General features: G+C 40.4%; 18 protein-coding genes. 2 read left to right on the top strand and 16 right to left on the bottom strand.

The annotated features are described in order from the left end of the window. Positions 1 to 123: 123 nt before the first annotated feature. The 13 genes from BLW20_RS02975 to BLW20_RS02915 form a co-directional block, all read right to left on the bottom strand. Positions 124 to 411, bottom strand: coding sequence for a molybdenum ABC transporter permease (locus BLW20_RS02975; protein WP_091096192.1), 288 nt, complete (start codon positions 409 to 411; stop codon positions 124 to 126). Between the two features lie 113 nt (positions 412 to 524). After that, the gene (locus BLW20_RS02970) at positions 525 to 974 is read right to left on the bottom strand and encodes a DUF3872 domain-containing protein (RefSeq protein WP_091096190.1); all 450 of its coding nucleotides are present in this window, start codon (positions 972 to 974) and stop codon (positions 525 to 527) included. 12 nt (positions 975 to 986) lie between these two features. Beyond that, a complete protein-coding gene (locus tag BLW20_RS02965; RefSeq protein WP_091096188.1) occupies positions 987 to 1,547 on the bottom strand; it encodes a conjugal transfer protein TraO in 561 nt (186 codons plus the stop codon). Between the two features lie 21 nt (positions 1,548 to 1,568). After that, complete coding sequence (traN, locus tag BLW20_RS02960) at positions 1,569 to 2,471, bottom strand: conjugative transposon protein TraN (protein ID WP_091096186.1); 903 nt, start codon at positions 2,469 to 2,471, stop codon at positions 1,569 to 1,571. A 24-nt stretch (positions 2,472 to 2,495) separates the two neighbouring features. Continuing rightward, the gene (traM, locus tag BLW20_RS02955; RefSeq protein ID WP_091096184.1) at positions 2,496 to 3,833 is read right to left on the bottom strand and encodes a conjugative transposon protein TraM; all 1,338 of its coding nucleotides are present in this window, start codon (positions 3,831 to 3,833) and stop codon (positions 2,496 to 2,498) included. Beyond that, the gene (locus BLW20_RS02950) at positions 3,820 to 4,107 is read right to left on the bottom strand and encodes a nitrogen regulatory IIA protein (RefSeq protein ID WP_091096182.1); all 288 of its coding nucleotides are present in this window, start codon (positions 4,105 to 4,107) and stop codon (positions 3,820 to 3,822) included. Before BLW20_RS02950 ends, traM begins: the two co-directional genes overlap by 14 nt. A 20-nt stretch (positions 4,108 to 4,127) precedes the next feature. Further along, positions 4,128 to 4,559 carry a hypothetical protein gene (locus tag BLW20_RS02945; protein WP_091096179.1) on the bottom strand — a complete coding sequence of 144 codons (432 nt, stop codon included), beginning with the start codon at positions 4,557 to 4,559 and terminating at the stop codon, positions 4,128 to 4,130. A gap of 12 nt (positions 4,560 to 4,571) precedes the next feature. Further along, positions 4,572 to 5,195 carry a conjugative transposon protein TraK gene (gene traK, locus BLW20_RS02940; RefSeq protein ID WP_091096177.1) on the bottom strand — a complete coding sequence of 208 codons (624 nt, stop codon included), beginning with the start codon at positions 5,193 to 5,195 and terminating at the stop codon, positions 4,572 to 4,574. A gap of 24 nt (positions 5,196 to 5,219) precedes the next feature. Continuing rightward, on the bottom strand, positions 5,220 to 6,215 hold the full coding sequence (traJ, locus tag BLW20_RS02935) for a conjugative transposon protein TraJ (RefSeq protein WP_091096175.1): 996 nt from the start codon (positions 6,213 to 6,215) through the stop codon (positions 5,220 to 5,222). Between the two features lie 2 nt (positions 6,216 to 6,217). Further along, positions 6,218 to 6,850 carry a DUF4141 domain-containing protein gene (locus tag BLW20_RS02930; protein WP_091096173.1) on the bottom strand — a complete coding sequence of 211 codons (633 nt, stop codon included), beginning with the start codon at positions 6,848 to 6,850 and terminating at the stop codon, positions 6,218 to 6,220. A 20-nt stretch (positions 6,851 to 6,870) separates the two neighbouring features. Then, complete coding sequence (locus tag BLW20_RS02925) at positions 6,871 to 9,375, bottom strand: TraG family conjugative transposon ATPase (RefSeq protein WP_091096171.1); 2,505 nt, start codon at positions 9,373 to 9,375, stop codon at positions 6,871 to 6,873. Continuing rightward, the gene (locus BLW20_RS02920) at positions 9,372 to 9,701 is read right to left on the bottom strand and encodes a DUF4133 domain-containing protein (RefSeq protein ID WP_091096168.1); all 330 of its coding nucleotides are present in this window, start codon (positions 9,699 to 9,701) and stop codon (positions 9,372 to 9,374) included. The genes BLW20_RS02925 and BLW20_RS02920 overlap by 4 nt, the downstream gene beginning before the upstream one ends. A gap of 11 nt (positions 9,702 to 9,712) precedes the next feature. Next, positions 9,713 to 10,018, bottom strand: a complete 306-nt coding sequence (locus BLW20_RS02915) for a DUF4134 domain-containing protein (protein WP_091096166.1) — start codon at positions 10,016 to 10,018, stop codon at positions 9,713 to 9,715. 179 nt (positions 10,019 to 10,197) lie between these two features. Between BLW20_RS02915 and BLW20_RS02910 the strand changes: the two genes are divergently transcribed. Further along, positions 10,198 to 11,967, top strand: a complete 1,770-nt coding sequence (locus BLW20_RS02910; protein WP_091096163.1) for an ATP-dependent nuclease — start codon at positions 10,198 to 10,200, stop codon at positions 11,965 to 11,967. Then, positions 11,951 to 13,984, top strand: coding sequence for a UvrD-helicase domain-containing protein (locus BLW20_RS02905; protein WP_091096161.1), 2,034 nt, complete (start codon positions 11,951 to 11,953; stop codon positions 13,982 to 13,984). The genes BLW20_RS02910 and BLW20_RS02905 overlap by 17 nt, the downstream gene beginning before the upstream one ends. Before the next feature lie 15 nt (positions 13,985 to 13,999). On the opposite strand, the gene BLW20_RS02900 is transcribed toward BLW20_RS02905, so the two are convergent. Genes BLW20_RS02900 through BLW20_RS02890 form a run of 3 tightly spaced genes read right to left on the bottom strand, consistent with a single transcriptional unit; the run spans position 14,000 to position 15,857 of the window. Beyond that, a complete protein-coding gene (locus tag BLW20_RS02900; RefSeq protein ID WP_091096307.1) occupies positions 14,000 to 14,635 on the bottom strand; it encodes a conjugal transfer protein TraD in 636 nt (211 codons plus the stop codon). 11 nt (positions 14,636 to 14,646) lie between these two features. After that, positions 14,647 to 15,084 (bottom strand): DUF3408 domain-containing protein, encoded by a 438-nt coding sequence (locus BLW20_RS02895; RefSeq protein ID WP_091096159.1) that lies wholly within the window; start codon positions 15,082 to 15,084, stop codon positions 14,647 to 14,649. Positions 15,085 to 15,089: 5 nt separating this feature from the next. After that, positions 15,090 to 15,857, bottom strand: a complete 768-nt coding sequence (locus BLW20_RS02890) for a ParA family protein (protein WP_091096157.1) — start codon at positions 15,855 to 15,857, stop codon at positions 15,090 to 15,092. Positions 15,858 to 16,388 lie beyond the last annotated feature (531 nt).

The following is a 16,388-nucleotide window of genomic DNA, read 5'->3' as shown; positions in this document are numbered from 1 at the left end:
AAGATTTGGAAATGTTGCACCCATTGGCGTTGAAAGGCAGTATTTGGCGGTTTACGTTTGCCATAAAACAAAAAATCGGATAACCTTTTGGGCTATCCGATTTTAATATCGAAAGTATGCGTATCAGCGTTGGGCAGGTTGCTCTGTCCTTACTTCCTGTTTTTCTTTATCCTTTTTCATTTGGCTGTAAGTCCATATACAAATAGCACCTACAATAATCAAAAGGTAGGCAATCCATTTACCGATACGCTCAATAAAGCGTGTAAAAACCGATGCTTCAAAACTTGAAAAGCCTTCTGCACCCATAGCATTACGTCTGTAAAATTTCCTGCGGTTTATCCAATAGATAAGCCCTATACCAACAACGATAACAATAATACCAAACACCAATTGAGCCGTAACTGTATCCATAGCTTTATGATTTATAATGAAGTAAATTTAAACAAAATCATCCTACACCGAAAGCTAAAAAGCAAAAAACCGACCTGCGTAAAGTCGGTTTTTTAGCTTCATTTCTATTGTTCTTAATCAGTATTGTTGAACTGAAAACTAATTTGCTTTTCGTTCCCAAAACTGTCCGAAATCCAAACCTCAAAGGCTTGTGATACGGCAGATGTTGAAGTGTAGTACAACCGGAATTGCTCCGCCTGTAAAGGGTACAAATCGTTCGGCAGATATGGCGGTTCGTCATAATACTGAAGTGTGCCTTGTCCATCAAATTGGAAATAGCGGAGGTAGTATTGCGTATTTTGGTAATTGCCTGTTCGCTGAATGGTAATGCGTATTTCTACGGTCTGCCCATTGGCTACGCCTTTGGGTACAGGCATTACATTGACCTCAAAAGGAAAATCGTTCTGTATTTCGAGGTCATCATCTTTGCTACAAGATACCAAAGAAACCGAAGCCGTGAGGATTGCCAAGAGTACATATATCGGCAGTAATCCTGTTCTGAATTTATTAAATATTGCTATCATCGCTTCTACGTTTTAAAAATTAAACCTTAATCCCACACCTGCGGACGGTCGGAATTGTTCCAAATCCGTACCCCATAAGACCTTTGTACGCCCTTGCAGGACAAGTACAAATCGGTCTGACAGGTACGTTTCAAATGTGAGCCGTCCGCCAGCTCCGTAAACAAAATTGTCCTCGCTCAATATCCTTGCTCCGTCATACAACATTGCTTCGCCACGATTGATACTTTCGTAACCCACCACGCCTGTTATACCGAAGTTCAGCGTGATGTTTTTTCGGGTATCGCCCAACAAGAAGAAACTGTAACCACCCTCTGCTGTATAGGTTTCCTGTGGTATGCGAATGTCCTTGTAATCGTGGGATTGGTGCGTATATTCCAACGCCCATAGCTGATAATTTCCGTTTTTGCCGTTTACGGTCATACCAAGATTGATATAATAATCGTTACCGATTTTGTCATTGGACAGTATGCCTGTGCTTACCTCCAATCCTTTCTGTTTGGGCAACATTCGCTGTGCCTGTGCAACCGTGATGGCCACAAAGAGTAGCATCACGGTATAGATATACTTTTTCATTGTTCTTGTTTTAAAAGGTTACTAAAATTTAAGGTGCATATCGTTAATCAATCGGGCTTTGATTAAGTCCGAATTTTCGATTTGCAGGGTTTGATGTCTGCCCCCGTTTTTCTCGAAAATCTCAATCAGCAATACCTTGTCATCGGCAATCGTGAATTGGTCTAACAGGAACACATTTTGTCCGGTAGATTTTCCGTTTATGCCGTCTTCCAAAGGTTTGTAAGTTCGTAGCGGTATCAATGGGCGTTCCTGCACTACGGTACGTTTGGCTACCTTTTTATCTACGACCTTGAAATTGACAAAATCAATCTCAAACGGCACATTGGTACGGTTTCTTACTTCCGTATGGAAATAGTATTTGCCGTTGTGTATGTAAATCCCTTTCAAAATAAACTGAATACCGAAGCTCTTTGCTCCGATATGCTTTACAATACGCTTGTCTTTCTTGTAAATGGTTTCCAACAGCAAGCCTGCCAAAGACGGAGAGTTATTGCCCAATTCTTCAAAAAGCACATCGTTTCCGTTGGCTTTATCTACTGCCTTTTGCATAGTCAAAAGGTCATAGCTCAACGCATCGGGATAGCCACTATAATACACATTAAAAGAGTAAAAACGTCCGTCATTGGTAATTACGGAAAAGTTGGTTTCCGCTTCAAAATCCCTTATCGATGCTTTCACACGCAAGACGTTTTCCGCATCTTCAGCTTTTCCTGCAATCAAATATTCGCTACCCAAATCCACATACCGAATGGCGGTCGGGAAAATCAAATGCGAAGTTTTGTCGTAGGTAACTTGCATTTTATACGGCTCTATCTTGCCCAAAGCAAGCGGAGTTTTTGCAGTTGCACTATCTTGTGCAAATGAGGTTACGGCAAAGCCTACAGTAAGGGCAACCGCCCAGATTGATTTAAAAAGATTGTTCATTGTTTTAATTATTTGAGTTCAACATTATTTTTTAGATACCAAAAAGACTTGGTGTCCTGCCTTTAGCGTAACCTTTGGCGTTCGCACCTTTTTGGCGAAATAGCCCGAAATACCCTGTACCACGCCACGACTTAAATCCGCCGCAACCTGTTGTCCGGCATTTTGCGTTAGCATTACGCTCGTTCCGCCTGTTTGGCTCATATTGCCCGCCATTTCGGTAAGGGCGTTCATTTCGGGAGAATACGGAACGTACAGACCTTGCTGTCCGTCCAAATCATAAATGGTAATATCCACAGGGATAATATTGCCCTCCAATTCTATCGAGGTAATTTTAAGTTGCAAACGCCCACCTTGAAACTTGGCATTAGCCGTTACAATCGTTCCTTGTGGGATTTTACGCTGTGGTGTTTGGGCAGGCTCTAACAATCGCAAACGCACTCCTGTTTCGCCAACTACCGTTTGTGCATCGTGTACACAGGCTTTGATACTGTTTTTCGGTTGTACCACCTGTTCTACAGCACCTGCGGTATAAAACCCTCTGTTTCGGGTTTCGCTCCAATCGGCTAAAAAAGCACTATCGGTAGGCTCACGGTACAGGGCTGAAACGGTATTTTTCCTTGTCGGTGTAAACGATACAAAATGCTCTTTTTGATTAGCCCCCGAAGTTTCCGATGCTGTACCGTTTGCAGGTAGGGTTTCTGCGGTGCTTGTGTTGGTATTAGACGGAAGATACTTTGCCGCCATTTCATAGGATTTCTCCATTAAGGCAAGTTGGTCATCTACGGTTACAGGCTTGGGTACATTTTGTTCCGCTAATTGTTCTTTGAGTTCGTCCAACTGTCTTTGGAGTTCTATTGTTTCCGAATTATCGTCCTGATAGAATGAACCCAATGTGCTTTGCATATTGCGGTAGCTGTTCAAAGCAGGATTTCCATTTCCTCCCGAATTTCTGCCACTATAATCATAGCTTTCGTCTTCTTCGGGAAATTCGTCCATCGGTTCATCGCTGTCTTCGGTATTCCAATAGTCCGAAAGTGTGGCAAGTGCATTGCGTTTTTCTTGCTCTTTCTGTTCGAGCATTTCCAATTCGTAAGCCTTACCTTTATTGTCGGGCATTCCGGCTCCGGTGGCTTGCGGAACGGCATCGTTCAGACCGATATTTTCGATTTCCTTTTTGTCTTCCGACGGTTTAAAAATCAAATACATACAACCCACGAAAACAACCCCCATTAAACCAAAAATCAATGGCTTTTTGAGTTTTTCGGATTTGTTCTGAGTACCGTCTTGCAGGACATCAGCGGTTTCGTTCGGGTTACTTTCCGTTACCCGAACAACCGATTTTTTATTCTCATTTTCTTTCATAAAACTTATTTTTTAGAATTGTTGATAATGTGTCCTGCGGGCTTGCAGGACGTTCATTTTTTTTGAGGACAGGGTTTTCAATATGTTCGATGTGCATATTGTTATCGGACTTTGACGTATCGTACCACACTTTGAAAATTATCCCTGCGGTCATCAGAAAATAACCGACAAAGAGATACAGTGTGTATCGGTGCTGTTTGCGTATTGGCAATGCCCGCCAACGCTCGTCCAGCCTGTCAAAGTACCTTTCCATATTTGCTCTATATTTTTTCATACCTTATTGATTATCGGTTATCACATCCTAAACCGTCTGCCTTGTGAAGACAACTTTTGTTTAGGAGCATCGGACACCAATGCAATAGCTTCTTTTCGGGTCGGCACTGTACCTGTGGAAAGGTCTGTCAGTTTTAACTGCTTCAATAAATGCCCATATTGGTCAGTTCTTTCAATATTCATTTTCTGTACATCGAAAAGACCATCTTCATACTTTACCCACATATTGCATTCAACTCTTGGTTTGTCATCACCATTCCATTGCAGGTAGGTTTTCAGCATCAGCATATTGGGTAGCATTGGTTTATCCGCACCATTTTTGCAAGCCTCCAAAAAACCATTTAGGCTGTCTTTGATTTTGTCGGGGTATGATGCTTCCGTATGGAAATAACCGTCATATCCTTTATCGTTCAGCGTTTTTGCGAATGTGTCTAAATCAAGTAACTGTTTCATATCCGTGGTTTTTTAGCGGTTTATGACTTCTATATCCCTGTTTTCTATTACCGCAAACTTTTCGATGTTGAAGCCTTGCGGATTGTTGTCGGAACGTACTGAGTTCACGAGATAGCAGGAAGTAATCAGGTTACGACGTGTTACATTACTTGACCGTATAATGAACTGTTTGGCGTAGGTACGCACCGCATACGGATAGGTGTCGAAGTTGCACACGACACTATCTACCTCGATGCGTTGCTGAACATTTCCAGATATGATACGGGAGTAATAACCTTTCTCCGATAAGTCTTTGTAATAGTCAAAGGCGGATTTGTCGGCAAGATTGAATGCTCTACTCATATTGCTTTCAATCGCATTTTTGTCGGGTGCGAGCGTAAAGAACAGTTCGTGAAACCGTCTGACGTGTTCTCTTGCTTCCACAGGACGGTTGATACTTGCATCTTGCGACAAAGCGAGCATCAAAGATTTGCCGTTATCCAATACATAGATTTTTTGCCTTTGCTCGTCCGCAAAGCTGTACGATTTCCACACGGTATATCCTACCACACTGGTACAGAGAACGGCAAATACAATGGCGTACAATCGTATCTGCCGAAAGCTGTTTTCTATATTTCTTAATGTTTTAAATTCCATTTCCTTTTAATGATTTAATTGTTTTTATTTTCCCATTAGCTTACCACCGATATTTCCAACTGCCGAACCTGTTCCGGCTCCGGCGATATTTCCGGTTTTCATTGCCGCTTGGTTTACGTTACGGGTAAAGTTTCCTGCACCACCTGCCTGAATAATCCAGCCTGTTACCGTCGGGATAGTGAAGTAACCCACGATACCGATTATCATAAAGATGATATACACAGTATTGGAAGTATCAGGAATGTAAGTCGGGTCGGCAAGCATTGCTATATCCTTTTCGATAATGAGGGATTGTATTTTGGCAAGCATAGAGCTGAACAGGTCAGCCACGGGCAACCACAGATACACGCTTACATATCGGGTCAGCCATTGCGTGAGTGTGGACTGAAAATCATCCCACACACTTATCGCAAAGGCTATCGGCCCGAGTATGGACAGGACGATTAGGAAAAATGTCCTTATGGTATCAATGACTAAAGCCGCAGCTTGAAACAGGACTTCCAACAGGTTGCGAAACCAATTTTTGATTGCCTGTTCGGTCTGATAGGCAAACCTATCCATATACATACCCGACATCGTAATCAGGTCGCCCGGCGACCAGCCCAATTCTTCGAGCTTGTTATCAAATTCCTCATTGGACACCAAATAGGCAGTTTCGGGATTTCGCAACATCGCTTCCCTTTCCAAGAGGTCTTTTTTAGCTTGCAAATCGTTGAGGTCAAGCACCTGATTTTCGAGAATGGCGTGTGTACCTTGTACAACAGGGCTTAACACAGCATTGATTGTTCCCAATACGATAGTCGGGAAGAACATAATACAGATACCCAAAGCAAAAGGACGGAGCAACGGGTACATATCAATGGGTTCGGCTCTACTCAATGCCTGCCATACTTTTATGGCGACATAGAACAAAGCCCCCAAACCAGCTACACCTTTAGCCACTGCCGCCATATCGGCGGACAGTGGGAGCATCTCATCGTACAATGAGCGTAGGACTTCGTGAAGATTATTAAATTCCATAACTACCAGTATTTTTGGTTGGGAGTTCCATAGAGGTCAAGCACTCGTTTGGTATTATTCTGTTTCTTTGCACGCAGGATACTTACAGAGATATTTTTATTCGTGTAGTATCTTACCAAGCTGTGATATTCCTTGACCTCTTTGTAAACTCGGTCTATAATATCCATACGCTCTTTGTCATTCAATGACAGGCTTGTAGAGGTTACAATCTGTTTCAGCTCTTTGAGCAGTTCGGTACTTTCATTCAGTAAAGCCGAGTAACCATTTGCGATAGCCGACAATTCCTGTGCGGAAAAATTCGGGTCGTTCATCATTTTGCCGAAATTCTGAACATACATTTCTGAAACATCGCCTACCAGCAAAACAGTCTGTTGCACCTTGCGGGCATCTTTTACAAGGTTATTGACAGCCTTTAGCTTGTCGTAATATTCCTTGCCTTGCTCATAGACCTTTTTAACTTCGTTGAAGTTCTTAATCACATTGCTAACAGTCGAGGAAGTCTGTACGATTTCGTTCGCACTGTTGAGAATACCTGATGCTAAATTTGCAGGGTCAGTTACTACAAATTGAGCTTTTGCTGACGGTGCTACGGCAAGCATTAGTGCCGTACACACCAGATACAATACTTTTTTCATTGTACTTGAAATTTTAAATGTTAATTACTATTTGATTTGTCCCGCCTTTGCATTGCGATATGCTTAATGGCGAGTTCTACATTGCCATCGAGTTCTGAAGCTAGTTGCATTACTTCCATTTTTTCGGTTTCTTCAGTCGTATAGGCGAGATATTCCTCCAAACTCACTTCGGTGGCATAGACTGCCGAGTGCGTACCACCTAAGCCAATCCACACTTCTTTATAAAGCCGTGATGGGTCGTTGTTCATATTGATGGAAAGTACCTGCCCTTTTTCTTTGTCGGTCAACCCCAACATCTCCTGTATATCATCAAACTTGTTCATATACTTGCGTTGGTCAAGCAGGATTTTGCAGTCGGAATTGTTAATGATACTTTCCTTGACGATGGGCGACTGAATAATATCATCGACCTCCTGTGTTACGACAATGGCTTCGCCGAAGAATTTTCTCACCGTTTTAAAGAGGTATTTTATGTACTCCGCCATACCCTTTTTGGCAATCGCTTTCCACGCTTCTTCAATCAAAATGAGCTTTCTGATACCTTTCAGCCTACGCATTTTGTTGATAAAAACCTCCATAATAATAATCGTGACTATGGGAAAGAGAATTTTATGGTCTTTAATCGCATCAATTTCAAACACGATAAAGCGTTTGCTCAATAAGTCTAATTGCTTGTCCGAGTTCAGCAAATAGTCATACTCGCCACCTTTGTAATAAGGCTCTAACACGTTGAGAAAATTGGCAATGTCAAAGTCTTTTTCCCTTACCTGTTTTTCTTCGAGTACCTTGCGGTAGTCGCCTTTCACGTATTCGTAAAAGCCGTTGAATGACGGATAAATATCGTCCGCTTTGATACGTTCGATATATCCCGATACAGCATTGGATAATGCCACTTCTTCCGACCTTGTGGGCGGTTCATCGTCCCTTTTCCAAAGCGTAAGTATCAAAGTCTTGATGCTTTCACGCTTCTCAATATCAAACACACCATCATCGGTATAAAAGGGATTGAACGCAATCGGGTTATCTTCGGTATAAGTGAAATAAACACCGTCTTCGCCTTTGGTTTTTCCCTTGATGAGTTCGCATAAACCTTGATAACTGTTTCCTGTATCCACTAATAGTACGTGAGCCCCCTGTTCGTAATATTGGCGTACCATATGATTGGTAAAAAAAGATTTTCCCGAACCTGACGGCCCCAAAATAAATTTGTTGCGGTTCGTGATAATCCCACGTTTCATTGGCAAATCGGAAATATCCAAATGGATTGGCTTTCCGGTCAATCTATCCGCCATTTTTATCCCGAACGGAGAGGGCGAATTATGGTAATTGGTTTCTTCCGTGAAGAAACACAAAGCAGGCTCAATGAATGTGTAGAAACTTTCTTCCGCAGGAAAGTCCCCCGCATTGCCCGGCATACCTGCCCAATACAAGGTTGCTACGTCCGTCGTGTTGTGGCGGGGCTTGCACTCCATAAGTGCCAACGCACTGCCGCAATCGTTTTTCAACTGTTTGAGTTCCGCAGGGTCTTCCGACCAAGCCATAATATTGAAGTGCGACCGAATAGAAGACAGCCCGAACGAATGTGCTTCGTTCAGGTACTTTTCTATCCACTCTTTATTAATTTGGTTTGCCCGACTATATCGGGCTAAAGAGTGCATATTACGGGCGGATTTCTCAAACTTTTGCAGATTGTCTTCGCTGTTATCTATGAACAGGTATTGGTTATAGATATGGTTACAGCTCAACAACAAGCCCACAGGTGCGGCGAACGACAGACGGCAGTCGCTCCGGTCGGTGGACAGCTTTTCAAAACGGGTATCAGCCGATACAGTTCCCGGCAGGTCGTCCGTATCGGACAAGGTGTGCAAGGACAGCCTTTTGTTTCCGATACGGACTTCTTCCGCTCCGAGTGCGATGTCCTGCATTGCCGTTCCGGCTTCTCTCGAAAGCGTAAGGTATTGTTCCAACAGCCCTTGCTTTTCTTCCGTCCCGATGATTTCGTCTTCGGTCAGACGTTTCAGGCTTACAAAACCGCTATCGTTTACGATACGCTCAAATTGTGCTACCGCTTCCATAAAGCGGTGTATCGTTTCCTTGTTGATTTCCTTTGGAATGAGTGTGCCTTTGCAAAGCGAACTGAAATTGCTCTGCATACGCATTCTGTTCTTTGTGGTCTTCGTGAGGAACAGATAGCAATAATGGTTTAGAAATGGTCGCTCGTTGAAATGCCTTTGATAGCTTTTGGATAGGAAACTTTGGTCTTCCTGCACCAAATCCGGAGCGTAGTTTTCTTTGATGTACCAATCTTGCTTATGAATGACAGTAAAATCGGGCAAAGTTTTGATAGCCTTATGCCAAGCCGAATGTATGGCTTCATATTCTGCCGATGCTACCGTAAATAGTTCGGGCAAACGCACCTCAAAGCAAGCGGTAATGTCCGCATCTTTTGATAAGATACAGTTGTTTTCTACTGCCAACAATGGAAATTTGCTTTCTAATGTGGTTGTTTTAGATACGTTTCTCATACTTTATTTGATTTAGGAGTGAATTTTAGATACCTGTGTACAGGCTTGCGACAAATGATGTATCGGGGATGTCTTTTTCTTGCCCCGATTTTCATTAGTCCGTGTTCGCCGTGTTTTTTGTTCAGCGAAAAGGTTTGCCACACAATCAGTGAAGCTCCGCCTGCACCGATAAACAGGCAGATGTACGGGTTTACACCTGCCATATACAGTATCATCACGAAAATGAGCGTGCCGAGCAGTCCGCCTGCGAAAATGAATAGGTATTGAGCTTTCAAACCCTTGAACTCAACCGTTCTTCCGATACCTTTGTTGATATTGTAACTCATAAGGCAACCGATTAAAGGAAGAATGAACGCAGGATAGTAGCCGCAACGATTAAGAAGATACACGCACCAAACCAACTCGCCGCAGTTTTGCTCGTGTCGGGGTCGCCACTACTGAACTTGTTGTACACTTTTACCCCTCCGATTAACCCGACCACAGCCCCGATGGCATAAATGAGCTGTGTCGCAGGGTCAAAATACGATGTTACCATTTGGGTGGCTTCGTTGATACCTGCCGAGCCGTTTCCCTGTGCGAACGCACCCATTGCTGACAGCATTGCACCGAACGTCAGCAAAATTTTTTTTCTCTGTTTTTCCATTTTGAAAAAGATTAAAATTGTTATCCTTACCCCGCACTTTGCGGGCTTTCAGGACAAATGTCTTATGGAAATGGGCGTGTTATTTTGAAGTGGCAGTCAAAGGAAGTATTTGGCTTTCAGTGGCGGTTTGAAGAATTAATTTTATATTAGCATATTTTATCAATCTAAATATTGAATACGTGTATTTATCTAACATCAAACTTTGGAATTTTAGAAAATTCGGTGTTGAGGGGGATATAGACCTTGATAAACCACATTTAGATTTAAACCTCACCAAAGGTTTGAATGTGATTATTGGTGAAAATGATTCGGGTAAAACTGCTATTATTGATGCCATAAAATTGGTTTTGAAAACGCACAGCTACGAATACATAAGAGTTGATGATAAAGATTTTTACCAAGATGCAAATCGTTTCCGCATTGAATTGAAGTTTGAAGATTTAAAACCCGAAGAGGCAAAAAACTTTACAGAATGGTTGGGCTGGATAGGTACAGGCGAAGAAGCAAAACCATTTTTGAAATTAAACTACGATGTAAAACGCCAAACAGGCAAAATAACGCCAACCGATGTAAAAGCCGGAGTTGATGAAGAAGGATATATGCTTTCATCAGAAACAAAAGAATATTTTAAAGCAACTTACTTAAAACCTTTGCGTGATGCAGAAAACGAATTGGTTGCAAAGCGTAATTCACGTTTATCACAAATTCTTTTAGGCGATGAAGCATTTAAAGGAAAAGAGAAAGACAACGATTTGGTAAAAATCTTTTCGGGCTTAAAAGAAGAATTAGAAAATTATTTCAAAGGCGTTGATAATACAGGACAACCCAAAGCCACAGAGGGAAAACAGATAAAAGATAAAATTGACAACTACATTAAAAGTTTTTACAGCAAGAATAACGAAAGCGAATTTGAATCAACATCAACCGACATCAAAAGCATTCTTGAAAAACTTGCTTTAACCCTGAAAGGCGAACCAAATCCGGGCTTAGGAACTTTGAACCGTTTGTTTATGGCTGCGGAATTGCTTCACTTAACCAAGTCAAATTGGACAGGTTTACGTTTGGGCTTGGTTGAAGAATTGGAAGCACACTTGCACCCACAGGCACAAATGCAAGTGATTGAAGTGTTTCAAAAGCAAACAGACATTCAACTCATTCTCACAACGCACAGCCCTAATTTGGCTTCCAAACTCAAATTGGAAAATTTGATTATTTGCAACAATGGAAACGCTTTTCCAATGGGCGAAACTTACACCAAATTGGGAAAAGACGATTACAAATTTTTAGAAAAATTTTTGGACACCACAAAAGCCAATTTGTTTTTTGCCAAAGGCGTGATTTTAGTTGAGGGTTGGGCAGAAGAAATTTTATTGCCAAGCATTGCAAAAGCAATCGGAATAAGCTTAACAGAAAAAGGCGTTTCCATTGTGAACATCGGACACACAGGTTTTGACCATTATTCAAAAATATACTTGCGAGAAGCAGAACCCAATATGAAAATTCCTGTTGCTGTAATTACAGATTCGGATATTAGGGAATACGAAAAAAGCGGAGATGATTTTGTAAAACGTGATGCCGAAACAATTAAGGAAAAAACAGAAGCGGAAATTAAAAAGATAGCTGACCAATCGGAAGAAAATGTAAAATACTTTGCTGCACCAAATTGGACTTTGGAATATTCCCTATTCAAATCAACAAGTTTAACAACGGTTTTTCAAAATGCAGCAAAAGCATTTCATACAAAAACAGATTGGGAAGCGGATTTTGAAAAAGCACTTGCAACAAAATTGATAAACAAAACTTTGAAAAAAACCAATATTGCTTATCACATTGCAAACGCGATTGATGAAGATTTAAGTAAAGCAGTTCAGACAATTACAATTTCAGAAGATGAAGCCGACACAGTTAATTATCTTGTAAAAGCGATTAAATATGCCACAGGAAATTAACATATCAGATGAAGAAATTCAATATGCCGAACGATTGCTTTTACCTGTAGGCAAAACATTTGACGATGAACGAAAAGTGTTTATTCGCAATTTCAATACAATAGATTTACAAGCTGTTCCCGGAAGTGGAAAAACAACGGCTTTGCTTGCAAAGCTAATTATTTTGGAAAGCAAACTTCCCTTTGCTGAAGGTTCAGGAATTTTGGTTTTGTCGCATACAAACGCAGCCATTGACGAAATAAAAGAAAAAATTCAAAAGTATTGTCCGAGATTATTTTCCTATCCAAATTTCATTGGAACAATACAAAGTTTTGTTGATGAGTTTTTAGCTGTTCCGTTTTACGTTCAAAAATTCAATAAAAAGCCAATCAGGATTGACCACGAAATATACAACGAAAAGATTAAGAATTGTATTGAAAAACCTTGGTTGTATAAGCTGGGGTTCGACAAAGATATTACCGACAAAGTTGCCTATATAAAAAACAATAATGAGGGGTTATTTTATAATTACAGATTTCAATACTCTACAGAAACTCAGTTAGTAAAAAAACTAAATGGGGATGTTTTAGAAGTTAGTAAACCACGAGGTAGAACAAGGACAGAAAATTATCGTGATTACACACCGCAAGAAAAACAAAGTGTATATAATTGGTTTTTAAGATTCAAAATTGGAATTCTTCAATCAGGTATTTTACACTATGATGATGCTTATTTTTTAGCTGACGTTTATTTGAATAAAATACCAAGTGTCAAAACCATATTGCAGACACGTTTTTCTTTTGTGTTCGTTGATGAAATGCAAGATATGGACACGCATCAATACAATTTGTTAGAAAAAGTTTTTTACGATGACGGAAACAGCATTTCAAAAATTCAAAGAATTGGCGACAAAAACCAAGCTATCTATAACTCATTTGTAAAAGCAAATGATAATTGGGTTGATAGACCAGAAGTTTTACGATTAAACGGAAGCCAACGACTAAGCAAACATATTGCAAACGTTGTAAAAAAATTTGCTTTATACAGCGATGAAACTTTTGATATTGTTGGGAAAAATGAATGTGAAATAAAACCGCATATTTTAGTTTTTGAAAATGAAACAATCGGAAACATTATTGCTTGTTTTGCTCAAATCGTAAAAGAAAAAGGTTTAGGGAATTCCGAGAAACCAATCAAAGCTGTTTGTTGGAATACCGAATGGAAAGAAGATGAAACAAGCCGTAATGATGCAGCTAAACTACGTTTAGAAGATTATCACAAAGGTTTTGCGAAAGACAAAGGGAAACCAAAACAAGATTATGACAACTTGAAAAGTTATTTGTTGTATTATGAGCAAAAGCAAACATTAGAACCTATTCGGAAAAATATCTTAAATGCTTTTCTAAAAATCTTACGTTTAGAAAACATCAATACAACAGACGACAGACCCTACACAAAGAAAAAACTAATTGACTTCATACACGAAAAAGACGTTCAAAAATATGACGAATTAAATCTTAACATTTATAATTGGTCAATCGAAATAGTTAGAGAAAAAACAAACGAAGTTTGGGAAGAAATTAAAACTTACATTCCAACATTGCTTGCAATTTTTGACAAAACTGTTTCTATAAGTTCAAATTTCATCAATGATGACAATGCAGAAATTTCTGTCGAAAATGCAGAAATTTTAGCCCCAACAAATCATTACAAAGCAGACGGCTTTGAAATTGAAATTACAAGCGTTCACGCAGTAAAAGGACAAACACATTGTGCGACATTGTATTTGGAATCATATTTTCAGCAAGACGGACGAGGAACAAATGCAAAGTCTTACGAATCGCAACGACTAAAAGACCAATTTTTAGGAACACAAATACAATCAACTGTTGGCGACAGAGTAAAACAATCAGCGAAAATGGCTTACGTTGGTTTTTCACGACCAACAGATTTACTTTGCATAGCAATTCACAAAGACAGATTTAACGCATTACAAAACACAATAAGTACAGATATTTGGGAAATTATAACAGTTTAAAAGACAAAGGGAAGTCTATATAAACTCCCTGATGTCAAAGTTTTCAAAATCATTTTTCCGCAAATTGGAAGAACCGGCTTCCGTTTCAGTTGTCAGTGTGCTGTCCAAAATCTCGGCAATCTTTCGGGAAGCACCCTCAATGGAATTTTCCATTAGGCTGAATAATTCAGTACCTTGTAATTTTTGAACTAATGCTATCGCCGTTTCTTTTTGGGGCTGTTCCAAATGTTCTTTTTGGAGCAACGCCTTTACGGTTGTTAGTTCGTCATAGGTAACCCCTTGGGCAATACTGTCATCGCCACCGGAAATTCCGTACCTGTTCCATTCTTCTTCCTCTGCTCTTAAATCAGGCATATTACTAAAAGCATCGTCCAGCTCCTCCTGCGGAATTTGAATGCCAACGGTTTCGTTTTCGTCGTATTCAATGTCTAAATTATCGGGATTTATCTCCTGTTCCGCCATTTGGCTTTCATTGGCAGTGTTTGGCATTGATTGGCTTCTTATAGGCTTTGGCTGACCCATAATATCGGGCAGATTGGGATTGACTTTTTCCTGTTTAGGCTTTTGCTCCGATTTTTTCTTGATGACAATCTTGTCCTGTACAAGCAGGACAATGATTATCAAAAGACATATTACAATTAGAGTTTCCATATCCATCAATATTAAATGGGTTTATACTTTTCGTTATAGCTCTTGGTAATCTGTTCGCTAAATTCTTCAAAATGGTAATTGAGCAGATTATCCAAATAAGCGTATATACTAATCTTGTCTTCGCCAATCACTTGAATAATTCGTGTCAGCTTTTCGTGAAATTCCGGTCTGATATAAACCGTTTTACCATCACGGGCATTCGTTTCCGATTTTTTGAAAAAGGTACTTTCATAATCGGCATCGGCAGTTCGCTTTGTCCGGCTCTTTTCCCTAACCGCAGGTTTGTTCCGTTCTACCTCTTGTTTTACTTCTTCGGTTTCCTTTTCGGGTACTTTGGCAGGTTTGGGAGGAAGCTGTATGCCTTCCTTTTTCACGCCGTCCACCATAAGGCTCATCATCAGTTCCTCGTCAATATCGGGTGTTACTTTTTTTCTGTTTCCTTTTTCCATAGGGCTTATAATTGGGTGATTTTTAAAAATTCGTTCATAAACAGGTCTAACTGACAGGTTTTCATCAGCCGCTCATCGGGAGGTAACAACGTGGAACGGAATAAGCCTTTGCTGTTCACTTCGCTTTCTTTCCGAAAGCGTGTACTGCTCTTGACTTGGCTTTGCATAAGGCTTAATCCTAATTGGTTGATAAGATTGTTATAAACTTCGTACAACGGTGTGCTTTCCCTGCCGTCCACTTGGTTCCAAAACAGGTTTATGGTTTCTATGGAAGTTTCTCCTTGTTTCATAATAACGTCCTGCAAAAGTTGCGTAAAAACGAGCGTACTTTCCATTACCACACGGTCTGCCGTAATGGGTGTAAAAATGTGGTGCATTCCTGCTAACGCTTTCAGAATACCGGGCGTGTTCACTGTTCCGGGCAGGTCGAAGAAAACAACATCAATCGGCACAGGGGAACCGTTTACATATTCCTGTGCTTTTTCCAATACGCTGTCCGCTCGATGCTGTATAATCTCATAAGCCTTTTTGTTGATGGTTATAAATTGGTTATACGCCTGTTTTTTCAAGGCTTCGTTTTCCATTACCATTTTCAAATCACGCTCTTTCATTTTCATTAGGCTGTGCTGTGGAAAATCCGTATCGAAGACGACTACATTGTAGCCCAAACGATAATGCAGGGTACTCGCAACGAGCGTTGTAAATGTACTCTTGCCGACACCACCTTTTTGCGAAGAAAAGGCGATAAATACTGTTTTGTGTTTTGTGCTCATATCTCTACTTATTTAATTATTTACTCAATTACCTATGTGCGTAAGTGCCTATGTCAGCAGTCAGATACTTATGTGATTAAGTATGTTGCTCTGTACTTGTGCAGGTAATTATCTACCTATTCACTTAAATACACACCTACATCGGTAGGCAGATAAGTAGGTCTGTACCCGCAGACTTACTTACCTATGCACTTGCATTTCTCCTTACCCAACTACATAACCAAGTATCTGAACAGGTACTTTTCTATGTACCTGTTTGCTTGATTACCTACCTCGGTAGTTAGGTGCTTATGTTGTTACCTGCATAACTATCTACGCACTTATATCCTTTTGTTGGTACAAATAAAAAGAGATTAACGAGCAGTTCTTTCAATGTGGCAGTGTTTGGCGTTCAAAGGCAGTGTTTGGCACTGCTCGACAGTGCAATCCTTTTAGAAAGAGGGCTTTACTTTGTATTGTGATTTTTATTAACGGATTTATGCAAAAGGTTTTTGACAAAACGGAGGGTAACAGTAACGGCTTCGAGCCGTT

Origin of the sequence: Paenimyroides marinum (assembly GCF_900108395.1) — a bacterium.
GTDB lineage: Bacteria > Bacteroidota > Bacteroidia > Flavobacteriales > Flavobacteriaceae > Flavobacterium > Flavobacterium marinum.
This window is presented reverse-complemented; position numbering and strand designations above follow the sequence as displayed.

Coding starts and splice junctions, on each gene's coding strand:
- BLW20_RS02975 (WP_091096192.1), bottom strand. CDS start 411: ATGGATACAGTTACGGCTCAATTGGTGTTTGGTATTATTGTTATCGTT.
- BLW20_RS02970 (WP_091096190.1), bottom strand. CDS start 974: ATGATAGCAATATTTAATAAATTCAGAACAGGATTACTGCCGATATAT.
- BLW20_RS02965 (WP_091096188.1), bottom strand. CDS start 1,547: ATGAAAAAGTATATCTATACCGTGATGCTACTCTTTGTGGCCATCACG.
- traN (WP_091096186.1), bottom strand. CDS start 2,471: ATGAACAATCTTTTTAAATCAATCTGGGCGGTTGCCCTTACTGTAGGC.
- traM (WP_091096184.1), bottom strand. CDS start 3,833: ATGAAAGAAAATGAGAATAAAAAATCGGTTGTTCGGGTAACGGAAAGT.
- BLW20_RS02950 (WP_091096182.1), bottom strand. CDS start 4,107: ATGAAAAAATATAGAGCAAATATGGAAAGGTACTTTGACAGGCTGGAC.
- BLW20_RS02945 (WP_091096179.1), bottom strand. CDS start 4,559: ATGAAACAGTTACTTGATTTAGACACATTCGCAAAAACGCTGAACGAT.
- traK (WP_091096177.1), bottom strand. CDS start 5,195: ATGGAATTTAAAACATTAAGAAATATAGAAAACAGCTTTCGGCAGATA.
- traJ (WP_091096175.1), bottom strand. CDS start 6,215: ATGGAATTTAATAATCTTCACGAAGTCCTACGCTCATTGTACGATGAG.
- BLW20_RS02930 (WP_091096173.1), bottom strand. CDS start 6,850: ATGAAAAAAGTATTGTATCTGGTGTGTACGGCACTAATGCTTGCCGTA.
- BLW20_RS02925 (WP_091096171.1), bottom strand. CDS start 9,375: ATGAGAAACGTATCTAAAACAACCACATTAGAAAGCAAATTTCCATTG.
- BLW20_RS02920 (WP_091096168.1), bottom strand. CDS start 9,701: ATGAGTTACAATATCAACAAAGGTATCGGAAGAACGGTTGAGTTCAAG.
- BLW20_RS02915 (WP_091096166.1), bottom strand. CDS start 10,018: ATGGAAAAACAGAGAAAAAAAATTTTGCTGACGTTCGGTGCAATGCTG.
- BLW20_RS02905 (WP_091096161.1), top strand. CDS start 11,951: ATGCCACAGGAAATTAACATATCAGATGAAGAAATTCAATATGCCGAA.
- BLW20_RS02900 (WP_091096307.1), bottom strand. CDS start 14,635: ATGGAAACTCTAATTGTAATATGTCTTTTGATAATCATTGTCCTGCTT.
- BLW20_RS02895 (WP_091096159.1), bottom strand. CDS start 15,084: ATGGAAAAAGGAAACAGAAAAAAAGTAACACCCGATATTGACGAGGAA.
- BLW20_RS02890 (WP_091096157.1), bottom strand. CDS start 15,857: ATGAGCACAAAACACAAAACAGTATTTATCGCCTTTTCTTCGCAAAAA.